This window comes from Pengzhenrongella sicca, assembly GCF_017569225.1.
Lineage (GTDB): Bacteria > Actinomycetota > Actinomycetes > Actinomycetales > Cellulomonadaceae > Pengzhenrongella > Pengzhenrongella sicca.
Map to the genome: position 1 here is coordinate 1,683,040 of NZ_CP071868.1, position 25,708 is coordinate 1,708,747.

The following is a 25,708-nucleotide window of genomic DNA, read 5'->3' on the forward strand; positions in this document are numbered from 1 at the left end:
CGGCCGGGTGCGGCTCCGGGACCATGGGCACGGAGTCCACACCCAAGAAAGGCCTAGGCTTCCTGACATGCGCAGAGCGAAAATTGTATGCACCATCGGACCCGCCACGGAGTCCGCCGAGCAGATCCAGGCCCTGGTTGACGCCGGCATGGACGTGGCCCGCCTGAACCGGAGCCACGGCGACACCGAGGTCCACGAGCGCGTGTACAACAACGTGCGCGCCGCGGCCAAGGCGTCCGGCCGGTCGGTCGCCGTCCTGGTCGACCTGCAGGGCCCGAAGATCCGGCTCGGCAAGTTCGTCGAGACCAAGCACGAGCTCGCGATCGGTGACGTGTTCACGATCACGACCGACGACGTGCCCGGCACCAAGGACCTCGTCTCCACGACCCACAAGGGCCTGCCGAACGACGCCCGCGTCGGCGACCCGATCCTGATCGACGACGGCCGCGTCCTCGTGCGCATCACGGCCGTCGAGGGCAACCGCGTCGTCACCCGCGTCGAGGTGGCCGGCCCGGTCTCCAACAACAAGGGCCTGAACCTCCCGGGTGTCGCGGTCTCCGTGCCGGCGATGTCCGACAAGGACGAGGCGGACCTCCGCTGGGGCCTGAACATCGGCTGCGACCTCATCGCGCTGTCCTTCGTGCGTAGCGCGGCGGACTACGACGACGTGCGCCGGATCATGGAGGAAGAGGGACGAGTCGTCCCCGTCATCGCCAAGATCGAGAAGCCGCAGGCCGTCGAGAACCTCGCCGAGATCGTCGACGCGTTCGACGGCATCATGGTCGCCCGCGGCGACCTCGGCGTCGAGATGCCCCTCGAGCAGGTCCCGCTGGTGCAGAAGCGCGCGGTCGAGCTCGCCCGCCGCAGCGCCAAGCCCGTCATCGTCGCCACCCAGGTGCTCGAGTCGATGATCTCGGCCCCGCGCCCGACGCGCGCCGAGGCGTCCGACTGCGCCAACGCGGTGCTCGACGGCGCCGACGCGGTCATGCTCTCGGGCGAGACGGCGATGGGCGCGTTCCCGATCGAGGCCGTGCGCACGATGGCGCGGATCATCGAGAACACCGAGGAGTTCGGCGCCGAGCGGATGGCGCCCCTGGGCTCCAGCCCGCACACGCGCGGTGGCGCGATCACCCGCGCGGCCGCCGAGATCGGCGAGACGATGGGCGTGAAGTACCTCGTCACGTTCACCCAGTCGGGCGACTCGGCGCGGCGCATGTCGCGGCTGCGCTCGGCGATCCCGCTGCTCGCGTTCACGCCCGTCACGACCGTGCGCAACATGCTCTCGCTGAGCTGGGGCGTGCAGAGCTACGAGGTCGCGAGCGTCGACGACACCGACGAGATGGTGACGCAGGTCGACCAGACCTTGCGCGCCAACGGTCTCGCCGAGTTCGGCGACTACGTCGTGATCGTCTCGGGTGCCCCGGTCGGCATCCCCGGCACGACGAACTCGATCCTCGTGCACAAGATCGGCGAAGAGTCCGGCCACCGCCGCCCCTGACCGACCTGTGTGATCGCACCCCGGGCTACTGAACCCGAGCGCGGCTGAACTCGAGCAACTGCACCACACACGACCGCCGTACCGTCACACCCGCCGAGAATCCTTCGCCGAGTGTGACGGTGCGGCGGTCTTGCGCGCTGCGGGCTAGCTCTTCGCGCCGGCCGAGGCCTTGGTGGCCGCGCCGCGCTCGGTGACGGCGCCGTTGGTGCTCAGGGCGCCGCCCGAGGACTCCAGGTGCGCGCGTACGAACCAGTGGAACAGCTCGAGCTCGCCCAGCTCCCCGACCAGCAGGTCGTTCGTGACCGCGTCGAGCTCCTCGGTCTCGGCGGCCGCCGCGCGGTGCGACTCGATGACGCCCTGGTACACGGCGTCGAGCGCGCCGAGGTGCTCGATCGCGCCGGCCCGGCCGATGGAGTAGTCGTCCCAGGTCCGCTCCGCGACGATCGCGCCCGGCGTGCCCTTCGGTGCGACCCCGAGGGTCGCGATCCGCTCGGCGACCGCGTCGACCATCGCCCGGACCGCCTCGACCTGGGGGTCGAGCATCTCGTGGACCGCGATGAAGTGCGGGCCGACGACGTTCCAGTGGATGTGCTTGAGCGTCAGCGCGAGGTCGTTCAGCGCGTGCAGGCGGCCCTGCAGGATGGTCGCGACCGCGGCGCCGTCCTCGGCGGTCAGCGACGGAACGGTGAACTTCGGCAGATCGGTGCGGCGAGCCATGTGACGTCCTCCTGTGGTGCGGGTGCGCAGTGCGCGCGGGTCGGGTGCCCTTGTGCGGCGAGCCCAGTTCCATCCTTTCCCGGAACCCGCACTCCCGCACGGCGAGAGTCGTTGTCCGCGAGCGCGGCCTCGTCCTCGGGCTGAGACCGGGGTGCGCCGTGGCGCGCCGCGCGGTAGGACGGTTCCATGAGCACCTCGTCGCGAGCCGCCGACCCGACCGATCCGGCGGGATCGCCAACCGCCGCTGCCGCCGACCCGCCCGCCGAGCCTGCCCTCGACGGGCCGGCTCCGGGTGGGGCCGAGCCGTCAGACGAGCCCGTCGACGTGCGCTCGGGCGGGGACGCCGGCAACGCGCCCCGATCGCTCACCGCCGCCGAGGCGCGCTGGCAGGAGCACGAGAGCTCGGGCTCGTCCTGGGACGCCGGCGACACCATCTGAGCCCCCGGGAGGCCGCGACGGCCGCGGGCCCGCGCGCGGGAGAGGGCGGCGCTACCGCGTGGCCGCGGCCTGCTCCTGGTCCGCCGCCCAGCGGTACTCCGCGACCGTCGCGAGCAGGTGCTCGTGCGTACCGCGCGCCAGCACCGTCGGGAGGTCGGCGCCCGGCGATGGGACGGCGCCGGGCGACGGGGCAGCGCCCGCCGCGGGAGCAGGGCTCGGCGCGCGGCCGATCAGGATCACCTCGTCGGCCTCGGCCAGCGCGGCCAGCCGGTGCGTGACCAGCACGATCCCGCGGCGGTGGGGGCCGCCGTCGGTCGCGTGCGTGTGCGCGGTGCGGATCAGGTCGGCCACGAGGCGGTCGGCCGCGCCGCGGTCGAGGTGCTCGGCAGGCTCGTCCAGCAGCAGGAGCGGGGCCCTGCTCGCGAGCGCCCGCGCGAGCAGCAGGCGGCGTCGCTCGCCGCCGGAGATGGTCGTGGCGTTCGAGCCGAGCATCGTGTCGATCCCATCGGGGAGCCCGGCGAGCCACGGCCCGAGCTCGGCCCGGGCGAGCAGCGAGGTCGCCTCGGCGCGGGTCACATCGCCGCGCGCGACCCGCAGGTTCTCGAGCACCGTGGTCTCGAAGACGTGCGCGTCCTCCGCGGTGAGCACCACCTGGTCGCTGACCGCCGCACGGTCCTGACCCCACAGCGCGCGCCCGTCGAGGGTCAGCTCGCCGGCCGCCGTCGGCAGCAGGCCGGCGAGCGTGAGCAGGAGCGTCGTCTTGCCGCTCCCGCTCGCGCCGACGACGGCGACCGCGCGTCCCGGCGCGGCGTCGAGGTCGATCCCCGCGGCCACGACTGGCCCGGAGGGCCAGCGGACGGCGACGCCGCGCGCGCGCAGCCGCGCGGTGGTGTCGCCAGTCGACGCGGGGCCGACGTCAATCGACGCGGGGTGGACGCCTATCGGCGCGGGGCCGGCGCCGGCGGACCGGGCGGCGACAGGCTGGCTCGCGGGTCCGGCGTCGACCGCGGCGGCGGAGTCGAGCAGGGCCATGATCCGCGCGGCCGCGCCGCCGGACCGCACGAGCTGGCGCGCGGCGGGCCCGAGCAGCGCGGTGCCCTCGAACGCCGCCAGCGGGGTCAGCACGACCACCGCGAGGGCGACCGGCGCCATGGTGCCGGCGACTGTCGCCGGCACCCCGATGAGCAGCGCGCCGAGCACCGCGAGCCCCATCGCGAGGGTGTCGATCCCGGCGGCGAGCGCCGCCGGGCGGGCCGCGACGTCCTTGGCTCGCGCGAGGTCGGCTTCGGCGCGGCGCAGCTCGGCGGTCATCGGCAGCAGCCGGCCGGAGACCGTGAGCTCGCCCGCGCCGTCGATCATCGTCATCGCGGTCGCGGCGATCTCGCTCCGGGCCAGCAGCTCCGCGCGCTCCGAGAGCCGGGCCGCCCGCATCGTCAGGGCCGGCCCCGCGATCCCGGCGAGCGCGAGGCAGGCGGCGAGCACCGCGCCGACGCCGACGTCGAGCCAACCCACCAGCAGCACGGAGCCCGCGCCCACGACCGCCGCGACGGCGCCGGGCACGAGCGCGCGCACGACGACGTCGCCGACGGCGTCGACGTCGGCCCCGGTCCGGGCGAGCAGGTCACCGCGCCGCAGCGCGGTCACGGCGTCGGTGCGGCCGTCGGCGAGGCGGGAGTAGACGTTCTCGCGCAGGGACGCCATGCCCGCCAGTGCGACGTCGTGCGAGGCCAGGCGCTCGACGTAGCGGAGCACGGCGCGCGAGATTCCGAACAGCCGCACGGCGACGGCGGCGACCGAGAGGGTCAGGACGGGAGGCATCTGGGACGCCCGCGCGATCAGCCAGGCGGCGCACGCGGTCAGCGCGACGCCGCTGGCGAGCCCGACGGCGCCTGCGAGCACGGCGCCGGCGAGGCGACGGCGGTCGAGCCGGAGCAGCCCGACGGCGCGGCGCAGCGCGACGCGCTCGGTCGACGGCAGCAGGCCGACGCCGGGCGCGGTCACCGGGCCACCGGCTCGGCGGCGGCGCGCGCGCTGACGTGCACGACGTCGTCGGCGCGGGCGATGAGCGCCTCGCGGTGCGCGATCACGAGCACCGTGCGGCCCTGCCCGCGCAGCGCGTCGACGGCCGCGAGCACGTGCGCCTCCGCGCGCGCGTCGAGGTGCGCCGTCGGCTCGTCGAGGACGACGAGCGGGTGCCGACCCAGCAGCGCCCGGGTGAGCGCGAGCCGCTGGCGCTGGCCGAGCGAGAGCCCGACGCCGCCCTGCCCGAGCCGGGTGTCCCAGCCCCCGGGCAGCGCCGCGACGACCTCGTCGAAGCCCGTCGCCCGCGCGGCGGCGAGGGCGCGCTCGTCGATCTCGCCGGCCGGGTCGGCGAGGACGTTCGAGCGCACGGTCGCGGGGACGATGACCGGGCGCTGCGGGACCCACGCGACCTGGGCCCACCATGAGCCCGGGTCGACGTCCGCGAGGTCGACCCCCGTGCCGGCGTCGGCGCCGGTCGGGACGAGCCGGATCGCGCCGGTGTCGGGCCGGAGCAGGCCGAGCACGAGGTCCGCGGCGGTGGTCTTGCCCGCGCCGGACGGGCCCACGAGCGCGACGACCCGGCCGGGGCGCAGCCGGGCGCTGAGCCCGCTCGGCGCCCAGGTCGACCGGCCGGGCGCCGCGACGCTGACGTCGTCGAGCACGATGTCCGTGATCGCGAGGTCGGGCGCGGGGCTCGTGCCCGGCGCGGGCAGGGGCTGCTCGATGACCGCGAAGCTCTGCGCGGCGGCGGCGATGCCGTCGGCCGACGCGTGGAACTGGGCGCCCACCTCGCGCAGTGGCCGGTAGACCTCGGGCGCGAGCATGATCACCGCCAGGCCCGTGAAGAGGTCGACCTGGCCGTAGACCAGCCGCATGCCCACGCCGACGGCGACGAGGGCGACCCCGATCGAGGCGAGGAACTCGAGCACGGCGCCCGAGAGGAACGCCACGCGCAGCGTCGACATCGTCGTGCGGGCGTACGCGCGCCCGAGCTCGCCGACGCGGTGCCCGGGGCCGTGCTCGCGGCCGAGCGCCTTGAGCGTGCCGAGCCCGGCGAGCAGGTCGAGGAGCTGGGCGCCCAGGCGCTGCATCGTGACCAGCCGGTCGGCCGCGAAGCGCTGCGTGAGCACGCCGATCAGCCACATGAACACCGGGATCAGCGGCAGCGTGAGGGCGAGGGTCAGCGCCGCGACGAGGTCGAGCCCGAACACGACCGCCAGGGTCGCGGGCGTCACGGTCGCGGCGAGGACGAGCTGGGGGAGGTAGCGCACGAAGTAGGGCTCGAGGTCGTCGAGGCCGCGCGTGACGAGAGTGACGACGGCGGGGCCTTGCTCGGCCGCGAGCCAGCGCGGGCCCAGCGCGACGGCGCGCACGAGGACCTGCTCGCGCAGCTCGGTGATCACCCCCGTGGCGGCCCGGTGCGCCCAGGACTCCTGCAGGACGAGCACCGCGGTGCGCAGCGCGACGACGCCCGCGAGGGCGGGCAGGAGGCCGACGACGTGGTCCCACCCGGCCGTGCCCGTCACGACGGGCGCCAGCGCGTGTGCGATCAGCAGCGCCTGGGCGATCACGAGCCCCGCGGTCACGACGCCCGTGACCGCAGTGATCGCGATGTAGCGACGGGCGGCACGCGCGTGCCGAAGCAGGCGCGGGTCGAGGGGTTTCACAGACCTACTGTGCCTGAGCATCCTGTGCGGCGAACGCGCGCACGTTCGAGGGGTGCAGGCCCTCGGCGGGGCCGATGTGCGAGGCAGTGAGGCGCTGCCGGAAGACCCAGTACGTCCAGCCCTGGTACGCGAGCACGACGGGCACCATGATCAGCGCGATCACGGTCATGACCGTGAGCGTCGCCTGGGTCGAGGAGGCCCCGTCGATCGTGAGCGACCAGGCCGGGTCGAGCGAGGACGGCATGACGTTCGGGAACATCACGCAGAAGATCAGCGCGACGGCCGCGGCGATCGCGACGGCGTTGAGCGTGAACGCCCAGCCCTCGCGCCCCGCCCGGGTGGCGAGCACGACACCCACGAGCGCCAGCGCGGCGACGACCAGCGGCAGCCACGAGAACGCGTTGGCGGAGAACGCGAGCTGGGCCCAGACGGCCCAGACGGCCGCGACCAGCAGGGAGACGACCGACAGCCGCTGGGCGAGCAGGCCGGCGCGCACACGCAGCTCGCCGTCCGTCTTGAGCGCGAGGAACACGGCGCCGTGCGTGACGAACAGCGCGGCGGTGGTGACCCCGCCGAGGAGGGTGAAGGGCGTGATGAGCGAGAAGAATCCGCCGGTGAGCTGGTGGTTCCCGTCGATCACCTCGATGTGCATGCCCTGGACGAGGTTCGCGAACGCGACTCCCCACAGCACCGCGGGCACCCAGGCGCCGACGGTGTGTGCCCAGTCGGCGCGGTTGCGCCACACGGGGGAGTTGATCTTCCCGCGCCACTCGAGCGCGCAGATCCGCACGATGAGGGCGAGCAGGATGAGCAGGAGCGGGAGGTAGAAGCCCGAGAACATCGTGGCGTACCACTCGGGGAACGCCGCGAAGGTCGCGCCGCCCGCCGTGAGCAGCCAGACCTCGTTGCCGTCCCACACGGGGCCGATCGTGCGCAGCATCATCCGGCGCTCGGTCTCGTCGCGGGCGAACGGCTTGAGCAGCATGCCGACGCCGAAGTCGAAGCCCTCGAGGACGAGGTACCCCGTCCATAGGACGGCGATGAGCAGGAACCACAGGAGGGGGAGATCCATGATGTACGGCTCCAGTGACTCAGTAGGCGAACGAGAGGGTGGCTTCGGGGCCGACGCCGTCGTCGGTCGCGGGCTTGGGCGGTTCGACGCCCTCGCGGACGTAGCGCCGCATGAGGAAGAACCACACGACGGCGAGGCCGGCGTACAGCAGCGTGAACGCGATCATCGAGGTCAGCACGGACCACGGGGACACGACGGTCGAGACGCCCTGCTCGGTGAGCAGCCAGACCTGGTCGACGGGGTTGGCCGGGTTCGGGTGCACGACCCACGGCTGGCGGCCCATCTCGGTGAAGATCCAGCCGAAGGACGAGGCGAGGAACGGCATCGGGATCGCGACCAGGCACAGTCGCGCGAACCACCGGCTGTCGGTGACCCGGCCCTTGCGCAGCAGCCACAGGCCAGCGACCGCGAGGGCGGCCGAGAAGCCGGCGAGGCCGATCATGAGCCGGAAGCTCCAGTACGTGACGAACAGGTTCGGGGTGTAGTTCTGGTCGGTGCCGTACTGGTCGGCGTACTTCTCGCTCGCCTCCGCCTGCAGCTGGTCGACGCCGGGCAGGTAGCTCTCCTCGCCGCTGAAGCTGCCTGTGCCTAGGTACGACGTCAGCCCGGGGATCTGGATGAGGTGCCGCACGCCCGCGCAGTCGTTCGACAGGTCGCCGATCGTGAGCAGCGAGAACGCCGCACCCTCCTCGCCCTCGCACAGGGCCTCGGCGGCCGACATCTTCATCGGCTGCTGCTGGTACATCAGCTTGCCCTGGTAGTCGCCCGTGATGCCGACGGCGCCGCCCGCCAGCACCATCGTGATCAGGCCGACGTACGCGCCCGAGCGCCAGATCGACCGTGCCTCGTCGGTGCGCCCGGCGCGGTGCGCGCGCACGAGCCACCAGCCGCAGATCGCCGCGACGAAGGTGCCCGCGACGAGGAACGAGGACGAGATGGTGTGCGAGAACGCCGCGATGAGCGTGTTGTTCGTGATGACCTCGAAGAAGCCGCCGACGCCGTCGAGCTCCGCCCGGCCGGTCTCCTCGTTGTAGATCGCCCCGACGGGGTGCTGCATCCACGAGTTGGCGGCCAGGATCCAGTACGCAGAGACCGTGCTGCCGATCGCGACGAGCCAGATGCACGCGAGGTGCATCTTCTTGGGCAGGCGGTCCCACCCGAAGATCCACAGGCCGAGGAAGGTGGACTCGAGGAAGAACGCGGCGAGGGCCTCGATCGCGAGCGGCGCGCCGAAGATGTCGCCGACGAAGCGGGAGTACTCGGACCAGTTCATGCCGAACTGGAACTCCTGCACGATGCCGGTCGCCACGCCGAGCGCGAAGTTGATCAGCAGGAGCTTCCCGAAGAACTTGGTGAGCTTGAGCCAGCGTTCGTTCCCCGTGCGCACCCACGCGGTGTGCATGATCGCGACGAGCGGCGCGAGGCCGATCGTCAGCGGGACGAGCACGAAGTGGTAGACGGTCGTGATGCCGAACTGCCAACGAGCCAGGTCAAGAGCTTCCACTGAACTGCCCTTCGATGCACGGGGTTAGCCGCAGCGATGTCCCTGGCCTCGACCAGCAGCGCTGTACGGGCAAAATTTAGCAGTGGGCCACTCCGGACCCCCCAGGACCAAGGTCCCTGGACGTGGCCAATACTTGGCTCGCTCTTTACTTGGCGGTGTCCTGGGACCAGACGGCGGTCGCGCCGCTGTGGCCGATGCGCACGGCCTGCACGGTCGTCCCCGTGCTGGCGAGCACGGCCGCGACCGCGAGGGCGACGGCGACCCAGCGCGGCACGCGCGCGGCGCGTGCCGCACGTTCGCCCCGGAACCACCACCCGAGCAGCGCGGCGACGGCGACGAGACCGACGACCCAGGGCAGCAGGCCCTCGGCGAGCTGCGCGTGCGCCTCGATCAGGGCCGACTCACCCACCCGCTCCTCCAGGGCCTCGCCGGACTGCTCCGAGACGGGCACGAGCACGAGTGCCGCGAGCGCGAGCCCGAGCGGCAGGAGCCCGGCCCAGCGGCGAAATCGCGGCCAGAGGGCGGCGAGCGCGACGGCGAGCGCCGCCGCGGGGACGATCACCTCGGTGGCATGGATGACGAGGGGGTGCAGTGGCAGACCGGCGATGGTGTCGAACATGGGAGCTCCCAGCGGGATGAGATAGAGCGAGGGCCAGCGGGACGGTGGGCGCCCAGGGCGAGTGTGCGGGAGTCAGATCCCGAGTCCGGTGCTCCCGAGCAGACTGCCGACGCCGTAGGTCACGACCATCGCGGCCGCGCCACCCAGGACGAGGCGCGCGACGGCGCGCATGTGGCCGGAGCTGCCGAGCGCGGCGCTCGCGCCGCCGGCGACGGCGAGGGCAAGAATGACCGCGACAAAGGTCACCGGAATGCGGATCGCGGCGGGGGTGAGCACGACCGCGAGAATGGGAAGGACGGCACCAGCGGTGAATGATAGTCCCGACGAGAGAGCGGCGTGGCTGGGATTGGTCAGGTCGTCCGGGTCGAGCCGCAGCTGGGCGTCGAGGTGGGCCGCGATCGGGTCGTGCGCGGTGAGCTCGGAAGCGACGGCGAGCGCCGTGGCGGCCGACGCGCCCTTGTCCCGGTAGATCCCCGCGAGCTGGGCGAGCTCGGCCTCGGGGTCCTGCGCGAGCCGGACCCGCTCCCGGGCGATCAGCGCGCGCTCGGCGTCGCGCTGGCTGCTCACCGAGACGTACTCGCCCAGCGCCATCGAGACGGCCCCGGCGACCAGGCCGGCGATGCCCGCGGTGAGGATCGGGCCCAGCGCGGTGGTCGCACCCGCGACGCCGACCACGAGGCCCGCGGTCGAGATGATGCCGTCGTTGGCGCCGAGCACGCCGGCGCGCAGCCAGTTGAGCTTCGCCGCGTGGCTCGGGCCCGGCTTCGCCGCGGCGGGCGGCCGCGGCGCGGCGCGGCGGGCGGCAGCGCTCGTGTGGGGGCTGCGGAATGCTGCGGTGGTCATAGCAACGAGCCTAGGGAGAAATGCCCGAACATTCTAGCAAGGAAAGCCTGCGCTGACCCGGGTCGTTTGTATTGTAAGGATTTCCTTACCTTTGTTTCAACGGGGGAGTTCGACGGGGATTTCGACGGCGAGCTCGGCGGGGCGTGTGCGATCGAGTGCGCCGGTGCGCACCCGCGCCCGGTACTTCCGCCGGGGCCCGGGGGCAACTACGGTCGAGCTGAGCCGGCTCGACCGGACCTCGCGACGGCAGGAGTGTGCGATGGGCCTGTTCACCCCCGGATTTCGTCGGCCCGAGCGGGCGACGGACGTCGCGCTGCCGCCCGGGCAGTACCTCACCGAGGACTTCCCGGTCCTGTCGGCCGGGCCGACCCCTCGTGTGCCGCTCGATCAGTGGGAGTTCGTGATCACCACCGAGGTCGGCGCCGCCACCCGGTGGACCTGGGCCGAGCTCATGGCGCTGCCCGCGCAGACGCCCACCGTCGACCTGCACTGCGTCACGCGCTGGTCGAAGCTGGCGACGTCGTGGCGCGGGGTGTCGCTCGACGTGCTGTTCGAGGGGGTCGACACGGCGGCCGACTGGACGATGGTGCACTCCTACGGCGGGTACACGACGAACGTGCCGCTCGAGGACCTGCTCGACGGCAAGGCCTGGATCGCCTACGAGTTCGAGGGGGACGACCTGGACCCGGCGCACGGCGGACCGGCCCGGCTGCTCGTGCCGCGCCTGTACTTGTGGAAGTCGGCGAAGTGGGTGCGGGGCATCACGCTGATGCCCGCGGACGAGCCGGGGTTCTGGGAGAGCGTGGGGTACCACGACTACGGCGACCCGTGGCGCGAGCAGCGGTACCAGGGCGACTAGTGCGGCTCACCTGGCGCACGGCGACCCTTCTCGCGCGCCGCGCGGAGACCGCGACGGCGCAGACCCTGGTGCTCGAGGTCGCGGGCTGGCCCGGGCACCTGGCGGGGCAGCACGTCGACCTGCGCCTGACGGCGCCCGACGGGTACCAGGCGGTGCGCAGCTACTCGCTCGCCGCGCCGGCCGCCGGCGACCGCATCGAGCTGACCGTCCAGCGCGTCCGGGGCGGTGAGGTCTCGGCGTACCTGACCGACGGGTTCGCCGTGGGCGACGCCGTCGAGCTGCGCGGGCCCGCCGGGGCCTGGTTCGTGTGGCGGCCCGCCGACCCCGGGCCGGTGCTGCTCGTCGCCGGCGGCGCGGGGATCGTGCCGCTGATGGCGATGATCCGCGCGCGGCGGGGCCGGCAGACGCCCTTTCGCCTGATCTACTCCGTGCGCGAACCCGCCGAGGTCTTCTACCCGGGCGAGCTGCTCCAGGCCCCGCCGGTCGACCGCGGGCTCGAGGCCGCGTTCGTGTACACCCGGAGTGCGCCGCCCGGGTTCGCGCGCGCACCCGCGCGGCTCGCAGCCGCCGACGTGGCGGACGGCGGCTGGCCGGCCGCGGCGGAGCCGAGCTGCTTCGTCTGCGGCCCGACGGGCTTCGTCGAACGCGCGGCGGACCTCCTCGTCGAGCTCGGCCACGACCCGCGTCGAGTCAAGACGGAGCGTTTCGGACCCACCGGAGGAGCGACATGACAGACCACCTCGGCGCTGCCGCGCAGGAGCAGAGCCGGCTCGACGGCAACGCGCTCGCCGGCCCGCTGCGCGAGCTCTTCGCCGTCGACGTCACGGTCGCCGCCGGCCGGTGTGCGCACTGCGGCCAGATCGGCCCGGTCGCGGGCCTGCTGGTGTACGCCCAGGCGCCCGGGCTCGTCGCCCGCTGCCCGGGCTGCGAGGAGGTCGTGCTGCGGATCGTGCGCGGGCCGGACTGCGCGTGGCTCGACCTCACCGGCGCGACCAGCCTGCGCATCCCGCTCGCCCCGTGACGGACGACCGGGTCCGGGTCGAGGTCGAGTCCGCGCAGGCCTGGCGGGACTGGCTGGCCGCCAACCACGCGACGAGCCCGGGCGCCTGGCTGGTCACCTGGAAGAAGCACACGGGCCGGCCGGCGCCCGGCTACGACGAGGCCGTCACCGAGGCGCTCGCGTTCGGCTGGGTCGACAGCCTGGGTGCGCGGCTCGACGACGACCGCACCATGCTGTGGTTCTCGCCGCGGCGGCCGGGCAGCGCGTGGTCCCGGCCCAACAAGGTGCGCGTCGCGAGGCTCGAGGAAGAGGGCCGGATGGCGGCGGCGGGGCGCCGGGCCGTCGAGGTCGCGAAAGCGAACGGCGCCTGGGTGCTTCTGGACGAGGTTGAGGATCTCGTGGTGCCGGCGGACCTCGCGGCGGCGTTCGCGGCGCGCCCGGGGGCAGCTGAGCACTGGGACGCGTTCCCGCGGTCGGCCCGGCGCGGCATCCTCGAGTGGATCATGCAGGCCAAGCGCCCCCCGACCCGCGAGCGGCGCATCGAGGAGACCGCCGCGGCCGCGGCGCGCGGCGAGCGGGCGCACCAGCAGAAGCCGCGGCCGACGGCGTAGGCGGCTCTTGCCGACCTCTCGCCGACCGCGGCGCTCACGCAGGCTCTCAGGCGCCGAGCGCCTCGAGGACGCCGGGGCCGTACTTCTCGCGCTTGGCGACGCCGACCCCGCTGACGGTGCCGAGCTCGTCGAGTGTGGTGGGCACCCGCGACGCGATCTCGCGCAGGGTCGCGTCGTGGAACACGACGTACGCGGGCACGCCCTGCTCCTTCGCGGTCGCCGCGCGCCAGACGCGCAGCCGTTCGAACACCGCGGTCGCGGCCGGGTCGAGGTCGGCCGCAGCCGCGGCGGCGGCGCCCCGGGCGGTCCGGGTGCGGGCGGCCCGCGCCGGCCGCGGCGCCTCCCGCCGCAGCAGCACCGACCGGGTGCCGCGCAGCACCCCGGCGGACTCCTCCGTCAGGCGCAGCGTCCCGTAGCCGTCGGCGTCGACCGCGAGCAGCCCCTGCGCGAGCAGCTGCCGCGCGACTCCCCGCCACTCGGTGTCGGACAGCTCCGTGCCGATCCCGAACACGCTCAGCGAGGCGTGCTGGAGCTGGGTGATGCGGGGCGTCGGCTTGCCGAGCAGGATGTCGACCAGGTGGCCCGCGCCGTACCGCTGGTCGCGCTCGCGGTCGAGGCGTGCGACCGTGGACAGCAGCTTCTGGGCGGGGATCGTGCCGTCCCACGTCTGCGGCGGCGCGAGGCAGGTGTCGCAGTTGCCGCACGGCAGGCTCGACTGCCGGAAGTACGCGAGCAGCTGGACGCGGCGGCACTCGACGGTCTCGCAGAGCGCCAGCATCGCGTCGAGGTGCGCGCCGAGGCGCCGGCGGTGGGCCGCGTCCCCGTCGGAGGTGTCGATCATCCGGCGCTGCTGGACCACATCCTGGAGCCCGTACGCGAGCCACGCCGTCGCGGGCAGGCCGTCGCGGCCCGCGCGGCCCGTCTCCTGGTAGTAGCCCTCCACGGACTTCGGCAGGTCCAGGTGCGCGACGAACCGCACGTCGGGCTTGTCGATGCCCATCCCGAACGCGATGGTCGCCACCATGACGAGGCCGTCCTCGCGCAGGAAGCGCGCCTGGTTCGCGGCCCGGACCCGGGAGTCGAGGCCCGCGTGGTACGGCAGCGCCGGGATCTGGTGGTCGGACAGGTAGCGCGCGGTCTGCTCGACCGACGCGCGCGAGAGGCAGTAGACGATGCCGGCGTCGCCGGGGTGCTCGGCGCGCAGCAGCTCAAGCAGCTGCGCCCGGGGGTTGTCCTTGGCGACGATGCGGTACTGGATGTTCGGGCGGTCGAAGCTCGCGACGAAGTGGCGGGCGTCGCGCAGCTGCAGCCGCTCGGCGATCTCGGCGTGGGTCGCCTCCGTCGCGGTCGCCGTCAGGGCGATCCGCGGCACGGCCGGCCAGTGCTCGTGCAGCACCGCGAGCCGCAGGTAGTCGGGCCGGAAGTCGTGGCCCCACTGTGCGACGCAGTGCGCCTCGTCGATCGCGAACAGGGCGATCTCGCCGCGGTCGAGGAGGTCGAGCGTGGACGGCACCCGCAGGCGCTCGGGCGCGAGATACAGCAGGTCCAGCTCGCCCGCCAGGAAAGCCGCCTCGACCCGGCGGCGCTCGAGGCCGTCCTGGGTGGAGTTGAGGAAGCCGGCGCGCACGCCGAGGGTCGACAGCGCGTCGACCTGGTCCTGCATGAGCGCGATGAGCGGGGAGATGACGACGCCGGTGCCGGGCCGCACGAGCGCCGGGATCTGGTAGCACAACGACTTGCCGCCGCCGGTGGGCATGAGCACGAGGGCGTCGCCGCCCGCGACGACCGTCTCGATGATCTCGGCCTGATCGCCCCGGAACGCGTCGTAGCCGAAGACCTGCGCGAGCACCTCGAGCGACGTGCGCGTGGGTGCCGACGAGGTCGGCGCTCGCCTGATGTGCGCCGACGAGGTACGTGGCGCGCGGCTCGGCGCAGCCTGGGTCCGGGGGGCGACCGGGGGAGCGTCGTCCTCGACATCGGGTGGCCCGTCGTAGTCAGGGTCGTACGGCGGTTCGTCGTCGAGCGCAGGCCACCGGTCAGTCACGCGCCACAGCCTACGAGCCGGCGGCGACAGTCCCGGCCCGAACCTGGCCCGGCGGCGCCCCGGCTGCCAGGGTGGGGGTGCCCGGACCGGTGGCGACGACGAGGGGACCGACATGCGATTTCACACGATCGTGCAGCGCACCGGCGGGAACACGACCGGGATCGAGGTCCCGCCTGAGGTGGTGCAGGCGCTCGGCGCCGGCCGCAAGCCACCGGTCACGGTGACCGTGAACGGCTACACCTATCGCGGGACCGTCGCCGTGCGCGACGGCGCCTACCTCGTCAGCCTGAGCGCGCAGCACCGCGCGGCGGCCGGCGTCGCCGGCGGCGACGAGATCGACGTCGACCTCGAGCTGGACGTGAGCGAGCGCACGGTGGAGGTGCCCGCCGACCTCGCGGCGGCGCTCGACGCCGAGCCGGCGGCTCGGCGCACGTTCGACGGCCTCTCGCGCAGCAACCGGTCCTGGCACGTGCTCCAGGTCGAGGGCGCGAAGACGGACGAGACGCGTCGGCGGCGGGTCGCGAAGTCGGTCGAGATGCTCGCCGAGGGGCGCGCGCGCTAGGTTCCGGCGCCCCTCGGTCAGCCCCGTTTGCAGCGGGCTGAACGAGTGTTTAGGATGCTGAGCATGCGTTCAGCCGAGACTGTGGGGGCCGCGCCGGCCGGCGACCTCACCGCGCGCGCCCGGATCCGCGACGCGGCGATCCAGCGGTTCGCGGTGGCGGGATTCGGCGTCGGCGTGCGCTCGATCGCCCAGGACGCCGGGGTGAGCGCCGCACTGATCCTGCACCACTTCGGGTCGAAGGACGGGCTGCGCGCGGCCTGCGACGAGCACGTGCTCGCGTCGATCCGCGAGGTCAAGTCGACGACGCTCCGGTCGGGGGACATGGGCGCCGTGCTGCTCGCGCTCGCCTCGATGGACGAGTCGGCGCCGCTGCTCGGCTACGCGCTGCGCAGCCTGCAGTCGGGGGGTGACCTCGCGCGCAGCTTCATCGACCAGTTCGCTGCTGATGCGCAGGCGTACATGGCCGACGCCGTCGCGGCCGGGGTGATGCGGCCGAGTCGGGACGAGCAGGCGCGCGCGCGATACCTGACCGTGCAGGGCTTCGGCGCCCTGCTGCTCGATCTCACCCTCAACCCGCCGGACGACCCGTCCGACCTCGTCGGCGTGCTGCACGCGTACCTGGACCGGACGGCCGTGCCGACGCTCGAGCTGTACACCGAGGGGCTCTTGACCGACACCCGGATGCTCGATGCGTACCTGCTGTATCAGCGCGAGCCGTCCGAGCCCGACGTGCGCGCACCGGGGTGACCGGGCCCGCGCCCCGCCGGCCCGCTCACGCACCACCTCCTGAAAGGGTTGTCCCGTGTCTTCCGTACCGTCGCCCGTGATCGATGTCCGCCAGCTCCGCAAGTCCTTCGGGTCCGCTCCGGCGCTCGACGGCCTCGACCTCGCCGTGCTGCCGGGGCAGGTGCACGGCTTCCTCGGGCCGAACGGGGCCGGGAAGTCGACGACGATCCGCGTGCTGCTCGGGCTGCTGCGCGCCGACGCGGGGACGGTTCGCCTGTTCGGCGCCGACCCGTGGCACGGCGCCGTCGCCCTGCACCGGCGGCTCGCGTACGTCCCCGGCGACGTCACCCTCTGGCCGAAGCTGACCGGCGGCGAGACGATCGACCTGTTCACGAGCCTGCGCGGCGGGGTCGACCGCCGCCGCACGACGGAGCTGCTGGAGCGGTTCGAGCTCGATCCGACGAAGAAGACGCGCACGTACTCCAAGGGCAACCGGCAGAAGGTCGCGCTCGTCGCGGCGCTGGCGAGCGACGTCGAGCTGCTCGTGCTGGACGAGCCCACGTCGGGGCTGGACCCGCTCATGGAGCTCACGTTCCAGCAGGTCATCGCCGAGGTCGCCGCGACCGGCACCACCGTGCTGCTGTCGAGCCACCTCCTCGCGGAGGTCGAGAAGCTGTGCGACCGCGTCACGATCATCCGCGCGGGCCGCGCAGCGCGCAGCGGCACGCTCGCCGAGCTGCGGCACCTCACCCGCAGCACCGTCACGGTGCGCAGCGGCGCGGACGCCGGCGCGGTCGGCGCCCTCGGTGGCGTCTACGGGGTGGTGCGCGACGGGGACCGGCTGCGCTTCACGGTCGACGACGGCGCGCTGCCCGCCGTTCTTGGGGTGCTTGTGCCGGCGGGGATCGGCTCGCTCGTGGTCGCCCCGCCGACGCTCGAGGAGCTCTTCGTCCATCAGTACGGCGCGGATGCCGCCGCGACGGCCACGGGGGCCGCGCGGTGACGGCCCTCGACCGCTCGCCCGTCCCTGTTCTCGGTGCCCCGTCGCGCGCCGCGCGGTCGGACGCGTTCGTCGCCGCTGGCAGGCTGACTCGGTTCGCGCTGCGCCGGGACCGGACCCGCATCGCGGTCTGGGCGCTCGCGCTCAGCGGCCTGATCGCCTACTTCGCGGCCGCGATCCCCGCGGCCTACCCCGAACCCGGGATGCTCCAGGCCCGCGCGGCGATCATGCGGGAACCCGCCGGCGCGTTCATGGCGGGGCCGGGGTACGGGCTTGACGCGTACACGTTCGGCGCGATGGTGTCGAACGAGCTGCTCGGGTTGCTGGCCGTCGCGGCGGCACTCACGTCGGCCTCCCTCGTCGTTCGCCACACCCGGGCGGAGGAGGAGACCGGCCGAGCGGAGCTGATCCGCGCGGGCGTCGTCGGTCGCTTCGCGCCGCTGACGGCGGCGCTGGCGACGATGGTGGTCGCCGACGTCGTCGTGGCGGCCGCGCTTTTCGCCGCGCTCGCGGGCAGCGGCTTCGCGGCGACCGACTCGCTCGCCGTCGCCCTGGGGGTCGCGCTCGTGGGCCTGGCGTTCGGGGCGGTCGCCGCGGTGACCGCGCAGCTGGCCGAGCACTCGCGCGCCGCGTCCGGGCTCGCGGGTGCGGCGCTCGGGCTCGCGTACGTGCTGCGCGGCATCGGGGACGCCGCCGGCCCGGGTGGGTCGACCCTGTCGTGGCTGTCGCCGATCGGTTGGGCGCAGCAGACCCGGGCCTTCGTCGACCTGCGCTGGTGGCCGCTCGCGCTGTGCATGGCCCTCGCGGCCGCCGCGGGCGTCGTCGCGTTCGCGCTCGCGGGCCGGCGCGACCTCGGCGCCGGGCTCGTTCCGGCGCGCCGCGGCCGGGCGCAGGCCTCGCGCGCGCTCGGGAGCCCGATCGGCGTGAGCGCGCGGATGGAGCGTGCCGTCGTGGGCGGCTGGGCCGTCGGGATCGGCATCTTCGCGGCTCTGACCGGCTCGCTGGGGCAGGGCATCGTCGACAGCTTCGCGGACCAGCCGCAGCTCGCCGAGGTGTTCGGCGCGGGCGGCTCGGCGGACGTGCTGAGCGCGACGCTCGCCGCGTTCCTGAGCTTCTTCGCGATGGCCGTCGCCGCGTACGCAGTGACCGCGGTGAACCGGCTGCGGCGCGAGGAGGACGAGGGCCGCGTGGGCGCACTCCTGGCGACGGCGGTCAGCCGGACCGCCTGGTTCGCCGGCGCCCTCACGGTGACCGCCGCCGCGTGCGCCCTGCTGCTGGTCGTGGCGGGGATGTGTCTTGGCCTCGGTGCCGCCGCGTCGGTGGGCGACCCGGACCTGACCTGGCAGCTCGCCGGCGCGAGCCTCGCGTACCTCCCGATCGTGCTGTGCTTCGGGGCACTCGCGGCCCTGGCCTTCGGGCTGCGCTCCGGGGGGTGGGCGGTGTGGGCGCTGCTCGTGGCGTCGATCGTGGTGGGGGTCTACGGACCACTGTTCAACCTGCCCGCCGGGGCGATCGACGCGGCGCCGTTCGGGCTCGTCCCCCTCGTGCCGAGCGAGCCGTTCGACGCGCTGCCGCTGGTCCTGATGTGCGCCGTCGTCGCCGCTCTGGTCACCGGCGCCGCGGCCGCGCTACGGCGCCGTGACCTGAGGGCGTGAACGGGCACAACTCCTCAGGTCCGCCCGCAACCGGTCGATGGGGCTTCCGACCTCCACGACCGGATCCCCCCCCGGCGGTCGAACGAGCCGGAGGTGACGAACGGTGCCGAGGGAGTCGGTGGGAATCGCCTATCTGGTGACCGCCGTGGTGTTCGCGGCGCTCGCGGCCGTGTCCTGGGTTCGCCGCGCCGACAGCCGGACGGTCGCGATCAGCCTCACCTTCGTCATGATCGGCTCGTGCTGGTGGTCGGTCGCCCTCGCGCTGACGCAGCTGACCGGATCCACGGTCGCGGCCGTCGCGACGATCGCCACCTTCCCCGGGCCGAGCGTGATGTCGGCCGCCTTCGTGGTGCTTGGCCTGGCGATCATGTGGCCGCAGTGGACGCCGCCGCGGACCCTCGTGCTGGCGCTCCTCATCGAGCCGGTCCTGATCTCCGTCGCCGGCCTGACCAACCCGTGGCACGAGCTCGTCTACTCCGGGCCGGGCGCCGCCGAGGTCGCGGACCCGGCCGGGTGGGCGTACGGACCGGTCTTTTGGCTGGACAGCTGGTTCGGCTACACCTCGATGGCGGTCGGCTTCGCCCTGATCGGGTGGAGCTGGTGGCGCGCCCAGCCCGTCTTCCGACCGCAGCGCCTCGCGCTGCTGGGGGCCGCCCTGATCCCCGTCCTCGTGAACGGCGTCTTCCTCGCCGGTGGCTTCGGCGATTCCATCGACCCGACCCTGTTCGGGTTCGCGGCGACCGGGACCGTGATGACCTACCTCATCTTCCGGCAGGACCGGTTCTCGTTCTCGCCGGTCGCACGCACCCTGATCATCGACCAGATCGGTGACGCGATCATCGTCGTCAGCCCGACCGGGCGGGTGCTGGACCTCAACCCCGCCGCGGCCGAGCTCGCCCTCGGGCTCACCGTCCGGTCGCAGGCCGACCTGGTCGGGAGCACCGTCCGCGAGCTGTTCGGGACGAGCTTGGCGCTTGACGGCCGCCATCGGCAGGTGGTGGTGGACCTGCCCGGCGGGACCCGCGCGGAGTTCCACGTGCGCTCGTCGCCGCTCGTCGACCGCCGCTCGCGCGAGCTCGGCAGTGTCCTCGTCGCGCGCAACGTCACGGAGGCCAACGCGCAGACCCGCCGGCTGTCGGAGGCGAACGACCAGCTCGTCCGGCAGGTCGAGACGATCGATCGCCTGCGCGCCGACCTCGTCCAGCTCGCCAGCCGAGACCCGCTGACCGGGCTGCACAACCGGCGCTACCTCGTCGAGCGGTTCGCCGGGATGCTCGAGACGGCCCGCGTCGAGGGCTCGTGCGTGGTCGTGACGCTCGTCGACATCGACCGGTTCAAGTCGATCAACGACGAGTTCGGGCACCTGGCGGGCGACCGCGTGCTGATCGCGATCGCCCAGCGCCTGCGCGAGCAGGCGCCGGCCGGCGCGCTGGTCGCGCGCTGGGGCGGCGAGGAGTTCTTCGTGGCGCTGCCCGGCACGGGGACGGCGGACGGTCTCGCCTTCGCCGAGGAGCTCCGGCGCCGCTGCGAGCAGCAGGGAGTCACGGTCGAGGACCGCACGATCCGGTGCACGCTCAGCGCCGGCGTCGCGACGTACCCGGACTCCGGCGCGAGCATGAACGACCTGTTCCACGCCGCCGACATGGCGATGTACGCGGCCAAGGCGGCCGGCCGCAACGTCGTGCGCCTGTATGAGCCGACGGAGCCCGACGAAATGACGCAGCCCGACGAAATGACGCAGCCCGACGACTGACGCAGCCCGCCAGTTGACCGCCCGCTCAGCGCGACCAGGCGAGAATCTGCTCGCGCGCGTCGCCCAAGACCGCCGCCGCGGCGCCCGGGTTGACCCGAGCGAGCAGCATCGCGCTCATCGATGCCGCCGCGAGCGTCCGCGCGTGCGCGCCCAGCCGCGCGTCGTCGTCGTCGTCCGACGCCGCGGCGAGCGCCTGCCGGAGCGCCGCGGTGAGCTCGGCTCGGTAGGCGTCGACGACGGCGCGGGCGGCATCGTCGTGGCCCGCCAGCCCGGCGGCGCAGTTGACGAGCAGGCAACCGCGCCGGGGGGAGTCGGCGGGCAGGGTCTCGATCGCGAGGCGGAGCCCGTCGACGTAGGCCAGCAGGCCGCTCGTGCCGGCGCCGTCGCGCAGCACGAGCAGGCGGGGGCGGACGACGGTCTCGAGGTAGTCGGCGACGGCGGCGTCGAAGAGCCCGCGCTTGCTGCCGAACGCGTGGTAGAGGCTGGACCGGTTCAGGCCCGTCGCCCGTTCGAGGTCCGCGATCGACGCGGCCTCGAAGCCGCGGTCCCAGAACAGGTCGCGCGCGGCGCGCACGGCCTGCGCCGACTCGAACGTCGCGGTCCGGCCCATGTCTGCCACCCCTCCTGCCGCGCGGTGCGGTGCGCGGACCGCCGAAGATCCAGCATATAGTGAAACGACCGGTTCACAATCACCAACGCCAGGAGTTGCCCGCATGACCTCGTCCGTCGTCAGCACCCAGGTCCAGCTCGTCGCGCGTCCGGCCGGTTGGCCGGTTCCCGCGGACTTCCGCCTCGCCCGCATCGAGCTCGGCGAGCTCGGGCCCAACGAGGTCCGGGTGGCGAACGAGTTCATCTCGGTCGACCCGTACATGCGCGGGCGGATGAACGACGTCAAGTCCTACGCGCCGCCGTACTCGCTCGGCGCGACGATGGGCGGGGGAGCCGTGGGCCGCGTCGTCGCGTCGCGGGCCGACGCCGTCGCGGTGGGCGACGTCGTCGTGCACCAGCTGGGCTGGCGCGACGTCGCGCAGGGCGACGCCGCGGGCTTCCGCGTGGTGCCCGAGCTGGCAGGTGTGCCACTCTCGGCGAACCTCGGCGTCCTGGGCATGACGGCGTTCACCGCGTACGTCGGGCTGCTCGAGATCGCCCACCTCACGCCGGGCGACACGGTGTTCGTCTCCGGCGCGGCGGGGGCCGTCGGCTCGATGGTCGGCCAGATCGCGCGGCTCAAGGGCGCGGGGCGGGTCGTCGGCTCGGCGGGGTCGGCCGCGAAGGTCGAGCTCCTGACGAGCCGGTACGGCTTCGACGCGGCGTTCAACTACCGCGACGGCGCCATCGCCGAACAGCTCGCGGCGGCGGCGCCCGAGGGCGTCGACGTCTACTTCGACAACGTCGGCGGCGAGCACCTCGAGGCGGCCCTCGAGATGGCCAACCCCGGCGGCCGGGTCGCGGCGTGCGGCGCGATCTCCCAGTACAACGAGAGCGCGGCCCCGGTCGGCCCGCGGAACCTGAGCAACGTCGTCACGCGCGGCCTGACGATCAAGGGTTTCACGGTCGGCAACTACCTGCAGCACTACCCGGCGTTCGCCGCGGAGATGGGCGCATGGCTCGCGGCCGACGCCGTGGTCTTCGACGAGACCGTCGTGGACGGGATCGACCACGCCGTGGAGGCGTTCCTCGGCCTGATGCGCGGCGAGAACACCGGCAAGATGGTCGTCCGCACGCTGCCGGCGACGTAACAGGCCGGGGCGGGGCCCTGTCAGGATGGGGCCATGACGAGCTCCCCGTTCACCGACCGCCAGTTCGGAGTCCTGCTCCACCCGTCCAGCCTCTTCGGGCACGAGGACGTCGGCACGCTCGGCGCGCAGGCCTACGAGTTCGTGGACTGGCTCGCGAGCACCGGCGCGTCGATCTGGCAGATCCTGCCGCTGACCCGCAACGGGCAGTACGACTCGCCCTACTTCAGCTACTCGACCTTCGCTGGCAACCCCTGGCTGATCGACCTCGACCACCTCCAGGCGGCCGGCCTGCTGGACGAGCCCGACCTGCACGCGGAGCTCGTCGATGCGCGCGTGCCGTTCGCCGACCTGCCCCGCACCAAGCGGCCGCAGCTGCTCGCGGCCGCGGCGGCGTTCCTGGCCAACCCGGAGCACCGGTGGTGGCCGGCGTTCCTGCAGTTCCGGCGCGAGCAGGCCTGGCTGTCCGACACCGCGCACTTCTTCGCGCTCAAGGAGCAGTTCGACGACGCGCCCTGGTGGTCGTGGCCCGCGCCCCTGCGCACGCGCGACCGCGGCGCCGTGCTCGCGTCGGCCCGGCAGCTCGGCGCCCGCATCGCGAGCTGGGAGGCCGTGCTCTTCTTCGTCGACCTGCAGTGGGCCGCGCTCAAGGCCTACGCGAACCGACAGGGCATCCAGGTGCTCGGCGACCTGCCGATATACGTCAACCACGACTCCGCCGACGTCTGGCTGCACTCCGAGCAGTTCCAGCTCGACGCCGGCGGCGGCCTGGTCGCCCAGTCGGGCGTGCCGCCGGACTACTTCAGCGAGACCGGCCAGCTCTGGGGCAACCCCCTGTACCGCTGGGACGTCATGGAGCGGGACGGTTTCGGGTGGTGGGTCGAGCGCCTGCGGCGCTGCATCGAGCTGACCGACGTCGTGCGCATCGACCACTTCCGGGCGCTGGCCGCGTACTGGGAGGTCCCCGCCGACGCCGCCGACGCGCGCGGCGGGCGCTGGGTGGCCGGGCCCGGCCAGGCGTTCATCGACCGGCTGCGCGAGGAGTTCCCGACGCTGCCCTTCGTCGCCGAGGACCTCGGCACGCTCGACGACGACGTGTACCGGCTCCGGGACGACAACGGGCTGTTCGGCATGCGCATCCTGCAGTTCGGGTTCGACGGGACGCCTGACAACCCGCACCAGCCGCACATGTTCACCGAGCACTGCATCGCCTACACGGGCACGCACGACAACGAGACCGTCGCGGGCTGGTGGGCCGGGCTGCCGGACGGCCTGCGCCGCGACGTCGCGCGGTACTACCAGTTCGAGCCGGACGCCGACGTCGGCCGGGTCGTCTGGTCGCTCATCGAGGCGACGCTCGGCTCGCGCGCCGGCGTCGCGGTCGTCCCGATCCAGGACCTGCTCGTCCTGGACGACCAGGCCCGGATGAACGACCCGTCGACCTTCGTCGGCAACTGGTCGTGGCGGATGCCGCCCACCGGCCTAAGCCCCGAGCTGGCCGGCTCGGTCCGGCGCCTCGCCGCGCAGTACGGGCGGGTCGCCGAGCGCTAACGCGCGGCTCGCGCGGACCCGTGTCCACATGCTGAGGCGGGGGATCTTGCGATGTGAAGTGAAGACGTCGTGGCCGTTCGGGGTCGGGTTCGTTACTTGCAAGTAACACGCGGGTGTCAGACTGCCCCGATGACGCCCCTACGCGGCGTCCGTCGCCGTGTGTTGGGCGATGCGACTTGAGAGGACCTTTTGTGAAGAAGAGCACAAATCGCGGCCTGGGCACACTGGCGGCCGCCATCGCGGCGACACTCACGTTGACCGCCTGCGGCGCGGGCCGCACCGACGACGCCGCCTCGAGCGACACCGAGGGTTCCGCCGGCGCGACGATCCTCGTCGGCACGACCGACAAGGTGACCGCGATCGACCCGGCCGGCTCCTACGACAACGGCTCCTTCAACATCGAGACCCAGGTGTACCCCTTCCTCATGAGCTTCGAGCCGGGCGGGGCCGAGCTGGCCCCGGACGCCGCCGAGAGCTGCGAGTACACGACCGAGACGGTCTACACCTGCGTCCTCAAGGCGGATCAGACGTTCGCCAACGGGAACCCGATCAACGCCTCGACGGTCAAGTACAGCTTCGACCGCCAGATCACGATCAACGACCCGAACGGCCCGGCGTCGCTGCTGACGAACCTCGAGTCCGTCGAGGCCGTCGACGACACGACGGTGGCCTTCACCCTCAAGAGCGCGAACGACCAGACGTTCCCGCAGGTGCTCGCCTCGCCCGCCGGTCCGATCGTGGACGAGAAGTCGTTCCCGGCCGACGCGCTTCTCGACGACGACGCGATCGTCGAGGCCGAGGCGTTCGCCGGGCCGTACACGATCTCGTCCTACAAGAAGAACGAGCTCGTCGAGCTGACCAAGAACGCCGACTATGCGGGCGTCCAGGGCGAGGTCAAGAACGACGGCGTGACGCTCAAGTACTACGCCGACTCGAACAACCTCAAGCTCGACATCGCGAGCGGCGCGATCGACGTCGCGACACGCAGCCTGACCCCGACCGACATCGAGAGCCTCGAGGGCACGGACGGCGTCAACGTCGTCAGCGGCCCCGGTGGCGAGATCCGCTACGTGGTCTTCAACCTCGAGACCATGCCGGGCGACACGGCCGACCAGAAGCTCGCGATCCGCAAGGCGTTCGCGTACTCGCTCGACCGCCAGGAGATCGCAACGCAGGTCTACAAGGACACCTACACGCCCCTGTACTCCTACGTGCCCGAGGGCCTGCCGGGTGCGGCCACGCCGTTCAAGGACATCTACGGCACGACGCCCGACGTCGACGCCGCGACCGCGCTGCTCGCCGACGCCGGGGTCACCACCCCGGTGACGCTCGCGCTGCAGTACAACCCGGACCACTACGGCCCGAGCTCCGACCAGGAGTACGCCGCCGTCAAGCGCCAGCTCGAGGCGACCGGCCTGTTCACGGTCGACCTCGCGTCGACCGAGTGGGTCACGTACGCCGAGGAGCGCACGGCGGACGCGTACCCGGCCTACCAGCTCGGCTGGTTCCCGGACTTCTCGGACGCCGACAACTACCTGACGCCGTTCTTCGACGCGGGCAACTTCCTCGGCAACCACTTCGAGAACGCCGAGATCAGCGCGCTGCTCGCCTCCGAGCGCACCGATCCCAACCCCGAGACGCGGGCCGCGACGCTCGTGCAGATCCAGACCGAGATGGCGACGAAGTACCTGTCGACCGTGCCCCTGCTGCAGGGCTCGCAGACCGCCGTCGCGCGGGACGGGGTGCTGGGCGTCGAGGACACCCTCAACTCGTCCTTCCAGTTCCGGTACGCCGTCCTCAGCAAGAGCTGACGCGCCACCCGTGCGGGGGC

Annotated in this window: 23 protein-coding genes; 14 read left to right on the forward strand and 9 right to left on the reverse strand. The window is 73.3% G+C overall.

Annotation, left to right across the window (positions count from 1 at the left end; genetic code table 11):
- Nucleotides 1-67 precede the first annotated feature (67 nt).
- Nucleotides 68-1,498, forward strand: a complete 1,431-nt coding sequence (pyk, locus tag J4E96_RS07665) for a pyruvate kinase (protein ID WP_227425163.1) — start codon at nt 68-70, stop codon at nt 1,496-1,498.
- Nucleotides 1,499-1,642: 144 nt separating this feature from the next.
- On the opposite strand, the gene J4E96_RS07670 is transcribed toward pyk, so the two are convergent.
- A complete protein-coding gene (locus J4E96_RS07670) occupies nt 1,643-2,215 on the reverse strand; it encodes a Dps family protein (RefSeq protein ID WP_227425164.1) in 573 nt (190 codons plus the stop codon).
- A gap of 186 nt (nt 2,216-2,401) precedes the next feature.
- Here J4E96_RS07670 and J4E96_RS07675 point away from each other — a divergent pair, with 186 nt between their 5' ends.
- The gene (locus J4E96_RS07675; protein ID WP_227425165.1) at nt 2,402-2,653 is read left to right on the forward strand and encodes a hypothetical protein; all 252 of its coding nucleotides are present in this window, start codon (nt 2,402-2,404) and stop codon (nt 2,651-2,653) included.
- Between the two features lie 51 nt (nt 2,654-2,704).
- Here J4E96_RS07675 and cydC read toward each other — a convergent pair whose 3' ends face one another.
- The 6 genes from cydC to J4E96_RS07705 form a co-directional block, all read right to left on the reverse strand.
- Nucleotides 2,705-4,654 (reverse strand): thiol reductant ABC exporter subunit CydC, encoded by a 1,950-nt coding sequence (cydC, locus tag J4E96_RS07680; protein WP_227425166.1) that lies wholly within the window; start codon nt 4,652-4,654, stop codon nt 2,705-2,707.
- Nucleotides 4,651-6,342: a thiol reductant ABC exporter subunit CydD gene (gene cydD / locus J4E96_RS07685; RefSeq protein ID WP_227425167.1), complete on the reverse strand. Its 1,692-nt coding sequence runs from the start codon at nt 6,340-6,342 to the stop codon at nt 4,651-4,653. Before cydD ends, cydC begins: the two co-directional genes overlap by 4 nt.
- 4 nt (nt 6,343-6,346) lie before the next feature.
- Nucleotides 6,347-7,414: a cytochrome d ubiquinol oxidase subunit II gene (gene cydB, locus J4E96_RS07690; protein WP_227425168.1), complete on the reverse strand. Its 1,068-nt coding sequence runs from the start codon at nt 7,412-7,414 to the stop codon at nt 6,347-6,349.
- A 19-nt stretch (nt 7,415-7,433) separates the two neighbouring features.
- Nucleotides 7,434-8,918, reverse strand: a complete 1,485-nt coding sequence (locus J4E96_RS07695; RefSeq protein WP_227425169.1) for a cytochrome ubiquinol oxidase subunit I — start codon at nt 8,916-8,918, stop codon at nt 7,434-7,436.
- A 145-nt stretch (nt 8,919-9,063) separates the two neighbouring features.
- Nucleotides 9,064-9,537, reverse strand: coding sequence for a DUF2231 domain-containing protein (locus J4E96_RS07700; RefSeq protein WP_227425170.1), 474 nt, complete (start codon nt 9,535-9,537; stop codon nt 9,064-9,066).
- 72 nt (nt 9,538-9,609) lie between these two features.
- Nucleotides 9,610-10,380: a VIT1/CCC1 transporter family protein gene (locus J4E96_RS07705; RefSeq protein WP_227425171.1), complete on the reverse strand. Its 771-nt coding sequence runs from the start codon at nt 10,378-10,380 to the stop codon at nt 9,610-9,612.
- Nucleotides 10,381-10,639: 259 nt separating this feature from the next.
- Between J4E96_RS07705 and J4E96_RS07710 the strand changes: the two genes are divergently transcribed.
- The 4 genes from J4E96_RS07710 to J4E96_RS07725 are packed head-to-tail and all read left to right on the forward strand — an operon-like array spanning nt 10,640 to nt 12,850.
- A complete protein-coding gene (locus tag J4E96_RS07710; protein ID WP_227425172.1) occupies nt 10,640-11,239 on the forward strand; it encodes a molybdopterin-dependent oxidoreductase in 600 nt (199 codons plus the stop codon).
- The gene (locus J4E96_RS07715) at nt 11,239-11,970 is read left to right on the forward strand and encodes a ferredoxin reductase (RefSeq protein ID WP_227425173.1); all 732 of its coding nucleotides are present in this window, start codon (nt 11,239-11,241) and stop codon (nt 11,968-11,970) included. Before J4E96_RS07710 ends, J4E96_RS07715 begins: the two co-directional genes overlap by 1 nt.
- A complete protein-coding gene (locus J4E96_RS07720; protein WP_227425174.1) occupies nt 11,967-12,260 on the forward strand; it encodes a DUF6510 family protein in 294 nt (97 codons plus the stop codon). The genes J4E96_RS07715 and J4E96_RS07720 overlap by 4 nt, the downstream gene beginning before the upstream one ends.
- A complete protein-coding gene (locus tag J4E96_RS07725; RefSeq protein ID WP_227425175.1) occupies nt 12,257-12,850 on the forward strand; it encodes a YdeI/OmpD-associated family protein in 594 nt (197 codons plus the stop codon). Before J4E96_RS07720 ends, J4E96_RS07725 begins: the two co-directional genes overlap by 4 nt.
- 46 nt (nt 12,851-12,896) lie before the next feature.
- Here J4E96_RS07725 and recQ read toward each other — a convergent pair whose 3' ends face one another.
- Nucleotides 12,897-14,903, reverse strand: coding sequence for a DNA helicase RecQ (gene recQ / locus J4E96_RS07730; RefSeq protein ID WP_406620454.1), 2,007 nt, complete (start codon nt 14,901-14,903; stop codon nt 12,897-12,899).
- Nucleotides 14,904-15,006: 103 nt separating this feature from the next.
- On the opposite strand from recQ, the gene J4E96_RS07735 reads away from it, so the two are divergent.
- From J4E96_RS07735 to J4E96_RS07755, 5 genes are all read left to right on the forward strand, one after another.
- The gene (locus J4E96_RS07735) at nt 15,007-15,456 is read left to right on the forward strand and encodes a YdeI/OmpD-associated family protein (RefSeq protein ID WP_227425176.1); all 450 of its coding nucleotides are present in this window, start codon (nt 15,007-15,009) and stop codon (nt 15,454-15,456) included.
- A 63-nt stretch (nt 15,457-15,519) separates the two neighbouring features.
- Nucleotides 15,520-16,203 (forward strand): TetR/AcrR family transcriptional regulator, encoded by a 684-nt coding sequence (locus J4E96_RS07740; protein WP_227425177.1) that lies wholly within the window; start codon nt 15,520-15,522, stop codon nt 16,201-16,203.
- A gap of 55 nt (nt 16,204-16,258) precedes the next feature.
- Complete coding sequence (locus J4E96_RS07745; protein ID WP_227425178.1) at nt 16,259-17,185, forward strand: ABC transporter ATP-binding protein; 927 nt, start codon at nt 16,259-16,261, stop codon at nt 17,183-17,185.
- Nucleotides 17,182-18,837: an ABC transporter permease gene (locus J4E96_RS07750; RefSeq protein WP_227425179.1), complete on the forward strand. Its 1,656-nt coding sequence runs from the start codon at nt 17,182-17,184 to the stop codon at nt 18,835-18,837. Before J4E96_RS07745 ends, J4E96_RS07750 begins: the two co-directional genes overlap by 4 nt.
- A 118-nt stretch (nt 18,838-18,955) precedes the next feature.
- Entirely contained in the window at nt 18,956-20,590 is a 1,635-nt protein-coding gene (locus J4E96_RS07755; RefSeq protein ID WP_227425180.1) for a histidine kinase N-terminal 7TM domain-containing diguanylate cyclase, read from the forward strand.
- Between the two features lie 25 nt (nt 20,591-20,615).
- Here the strand turns inward: J4E96_RS07755 and J4E96_RS07760 are convergent, their stop codons facing one another.
- Nucleotides 20,616-21,200: a TetR/AcrR family transcriptional regulator gene (locus tag J4E96_RS07760; protein ID WP_227425181.1), complete on the reverse strand. Its 585-nt coding sequence runs from the start codon at nt 21,198-21,200 to the stop codon at nt 20,616-20,618.
- Nucleotides 21,201-21,303: 103 nt separating this feature from the next.
- On the opposite strand from J4E96_RS07760, the gene J4E96_RS07765 reads away from it, so the two are divergent.
- The 3 genes from J4E96_RS07765 to J4E96_RS07775 all read left to right on the forward strand — a co-directional run bounded on the left by J4E96_RS07765 (nt 21,304) and on the right by J4E96_RS07775 (nt 25,688).
- Nucleotides 21,304-22,329 carry an NADP-dependent oxidoreductase gene (locus tag J4E96_RS07765; RefSeq protein ID WP_227425182.1) on the forward strand — a complete coding sequence of 342 codons (1,026 nt, stop codon included), beginning with the start codon at nt 21,304-21,306 and terminating at the stop codon, nt 22,327-22,329.
- A 33-nt stretch (nt 22,330-22,362) separates the two neighbouring features.
- Nucleotides 22,363-23,877 carry a 4-alpha-glucanotransferase gene (gene malQ / locus J4E96_RS07770; RefSeq protein ID WP_227425183.1) on the forward strand — a complete coding sequence of 505 codons (1,515 nt, stop codon included), beginning with the start codon at nt 22,363-22,365 and terminating at the stop codon, nt 23,875-23,877.
- Between the two features lie 191 nt (nt 23,878-24,068).
- Complete coding sequence (locus J4E96_RS07775) at nt 24,069-25,688, forward strand: ABC transporter substrate-binding protein (RefSeq protein ID WP_227425184.1); 1,620 nt, start codon at nt 24,069-24,071, stop codon at nt 25,686-25,688.
- Nucleotides 25,689-25,708: the final 20 nt, after the last annotated feature.

Excerpts from the sequence above, each read along its gene's own strand:
- pyk (WP_227425163.1), top strand. The coding sequence starts at position 68 with ATGCGCAGAGCGAAAATTGTATGCACCATCGGACCCGCCACGGAGTCC.
- J4E96_RS07670 (WP_227425164.1), bottom strand. The coding sequence starts at position 2,215 with ATGGCTCGCCGCACCGATCTGCCGAAGTTCACCGTTCCGTCGCTGACC.
- J4E96_RS07675 (WP_227425165.1), top strand. The coding sequence starts at position 2,402 with ATGAGCACCTCGTCGCGAGCCGCCGACCCGACCGATCCGGCGGGATCG.
- cydB (WP_227425168.1), bottom strand. The coding sequence starts at position 7,414 with ATGGATCTCCCCCTCCTGTGGTTCCTGCTCATCGCCGTCCTATGGACG.
- J4E96_RS07700 (WP_227425170.1), bottom strand. The coding sequence starts at position 9,537 with ATGTTCGACACCATCGCCGGTCTGCCACTGCACCCCCTCGTCATCCAT.
- J4E96_RS07705 (WP_227425171.1), bottom strand. The coding sequence starts at position 10,380 with ATGACCACCGCAGCATTCCGCAGCCCCCACACGAGCGCTGCCGCCCGC.
- J4E96_RS07710 (WP_227425172.1), top strand. The coding sequence starts at position 10,640 with ATGGGCCTGTTCACCCCCGGATTTCGTCGGCCCGAGCGGGCGACGGAC.
- J4E96_RS07720 (WP_227425174.1), top strand. The coding sequence starts at position 11,967 with ATGACAGACCACCTCGGCGCTGCCGCGCAGGAGCAGAGCCGGCTCGAC.
- J4E96_RS07735 (WP_227425176.1), top strand. The coding sequence starts at position 15,007 with ATGCGATTTCACACGATCGTGCAGCGCACCGGCGGGAACACGACCGGG.
- J4E96_RS07740 (WP_227425177.1), top strand. The coding sequence starts at position 15,520 with ATGCGTTCAGCCGAGACTGTGGGGGCCGCGCCGGCCGGCGACCTCACC.
- J4E96_RS07760 (WP_227425181.1), bottom strand. The coding sequence starts at position 21,200 with ATGGGCCGGACCGCGACGTTCGAGTCGGCGCAGGCCGTGCGCGCCGCG.
- J4E96_RS07765 (WP_227425182.1), top strand. The coding sequence starts at position 21,304 with ATGACCTCGTCCGTCGTCAGCACCCAGGTCCAGCTCGTCGCGCGTCCG.
- malQ (WP_227425183.1), top strand. The coding sequence starts at position 22,363 with ATGACGAGCTCCCCGTTCACCGACCGCCAGTTCGGAGTCCTGCTCCAC.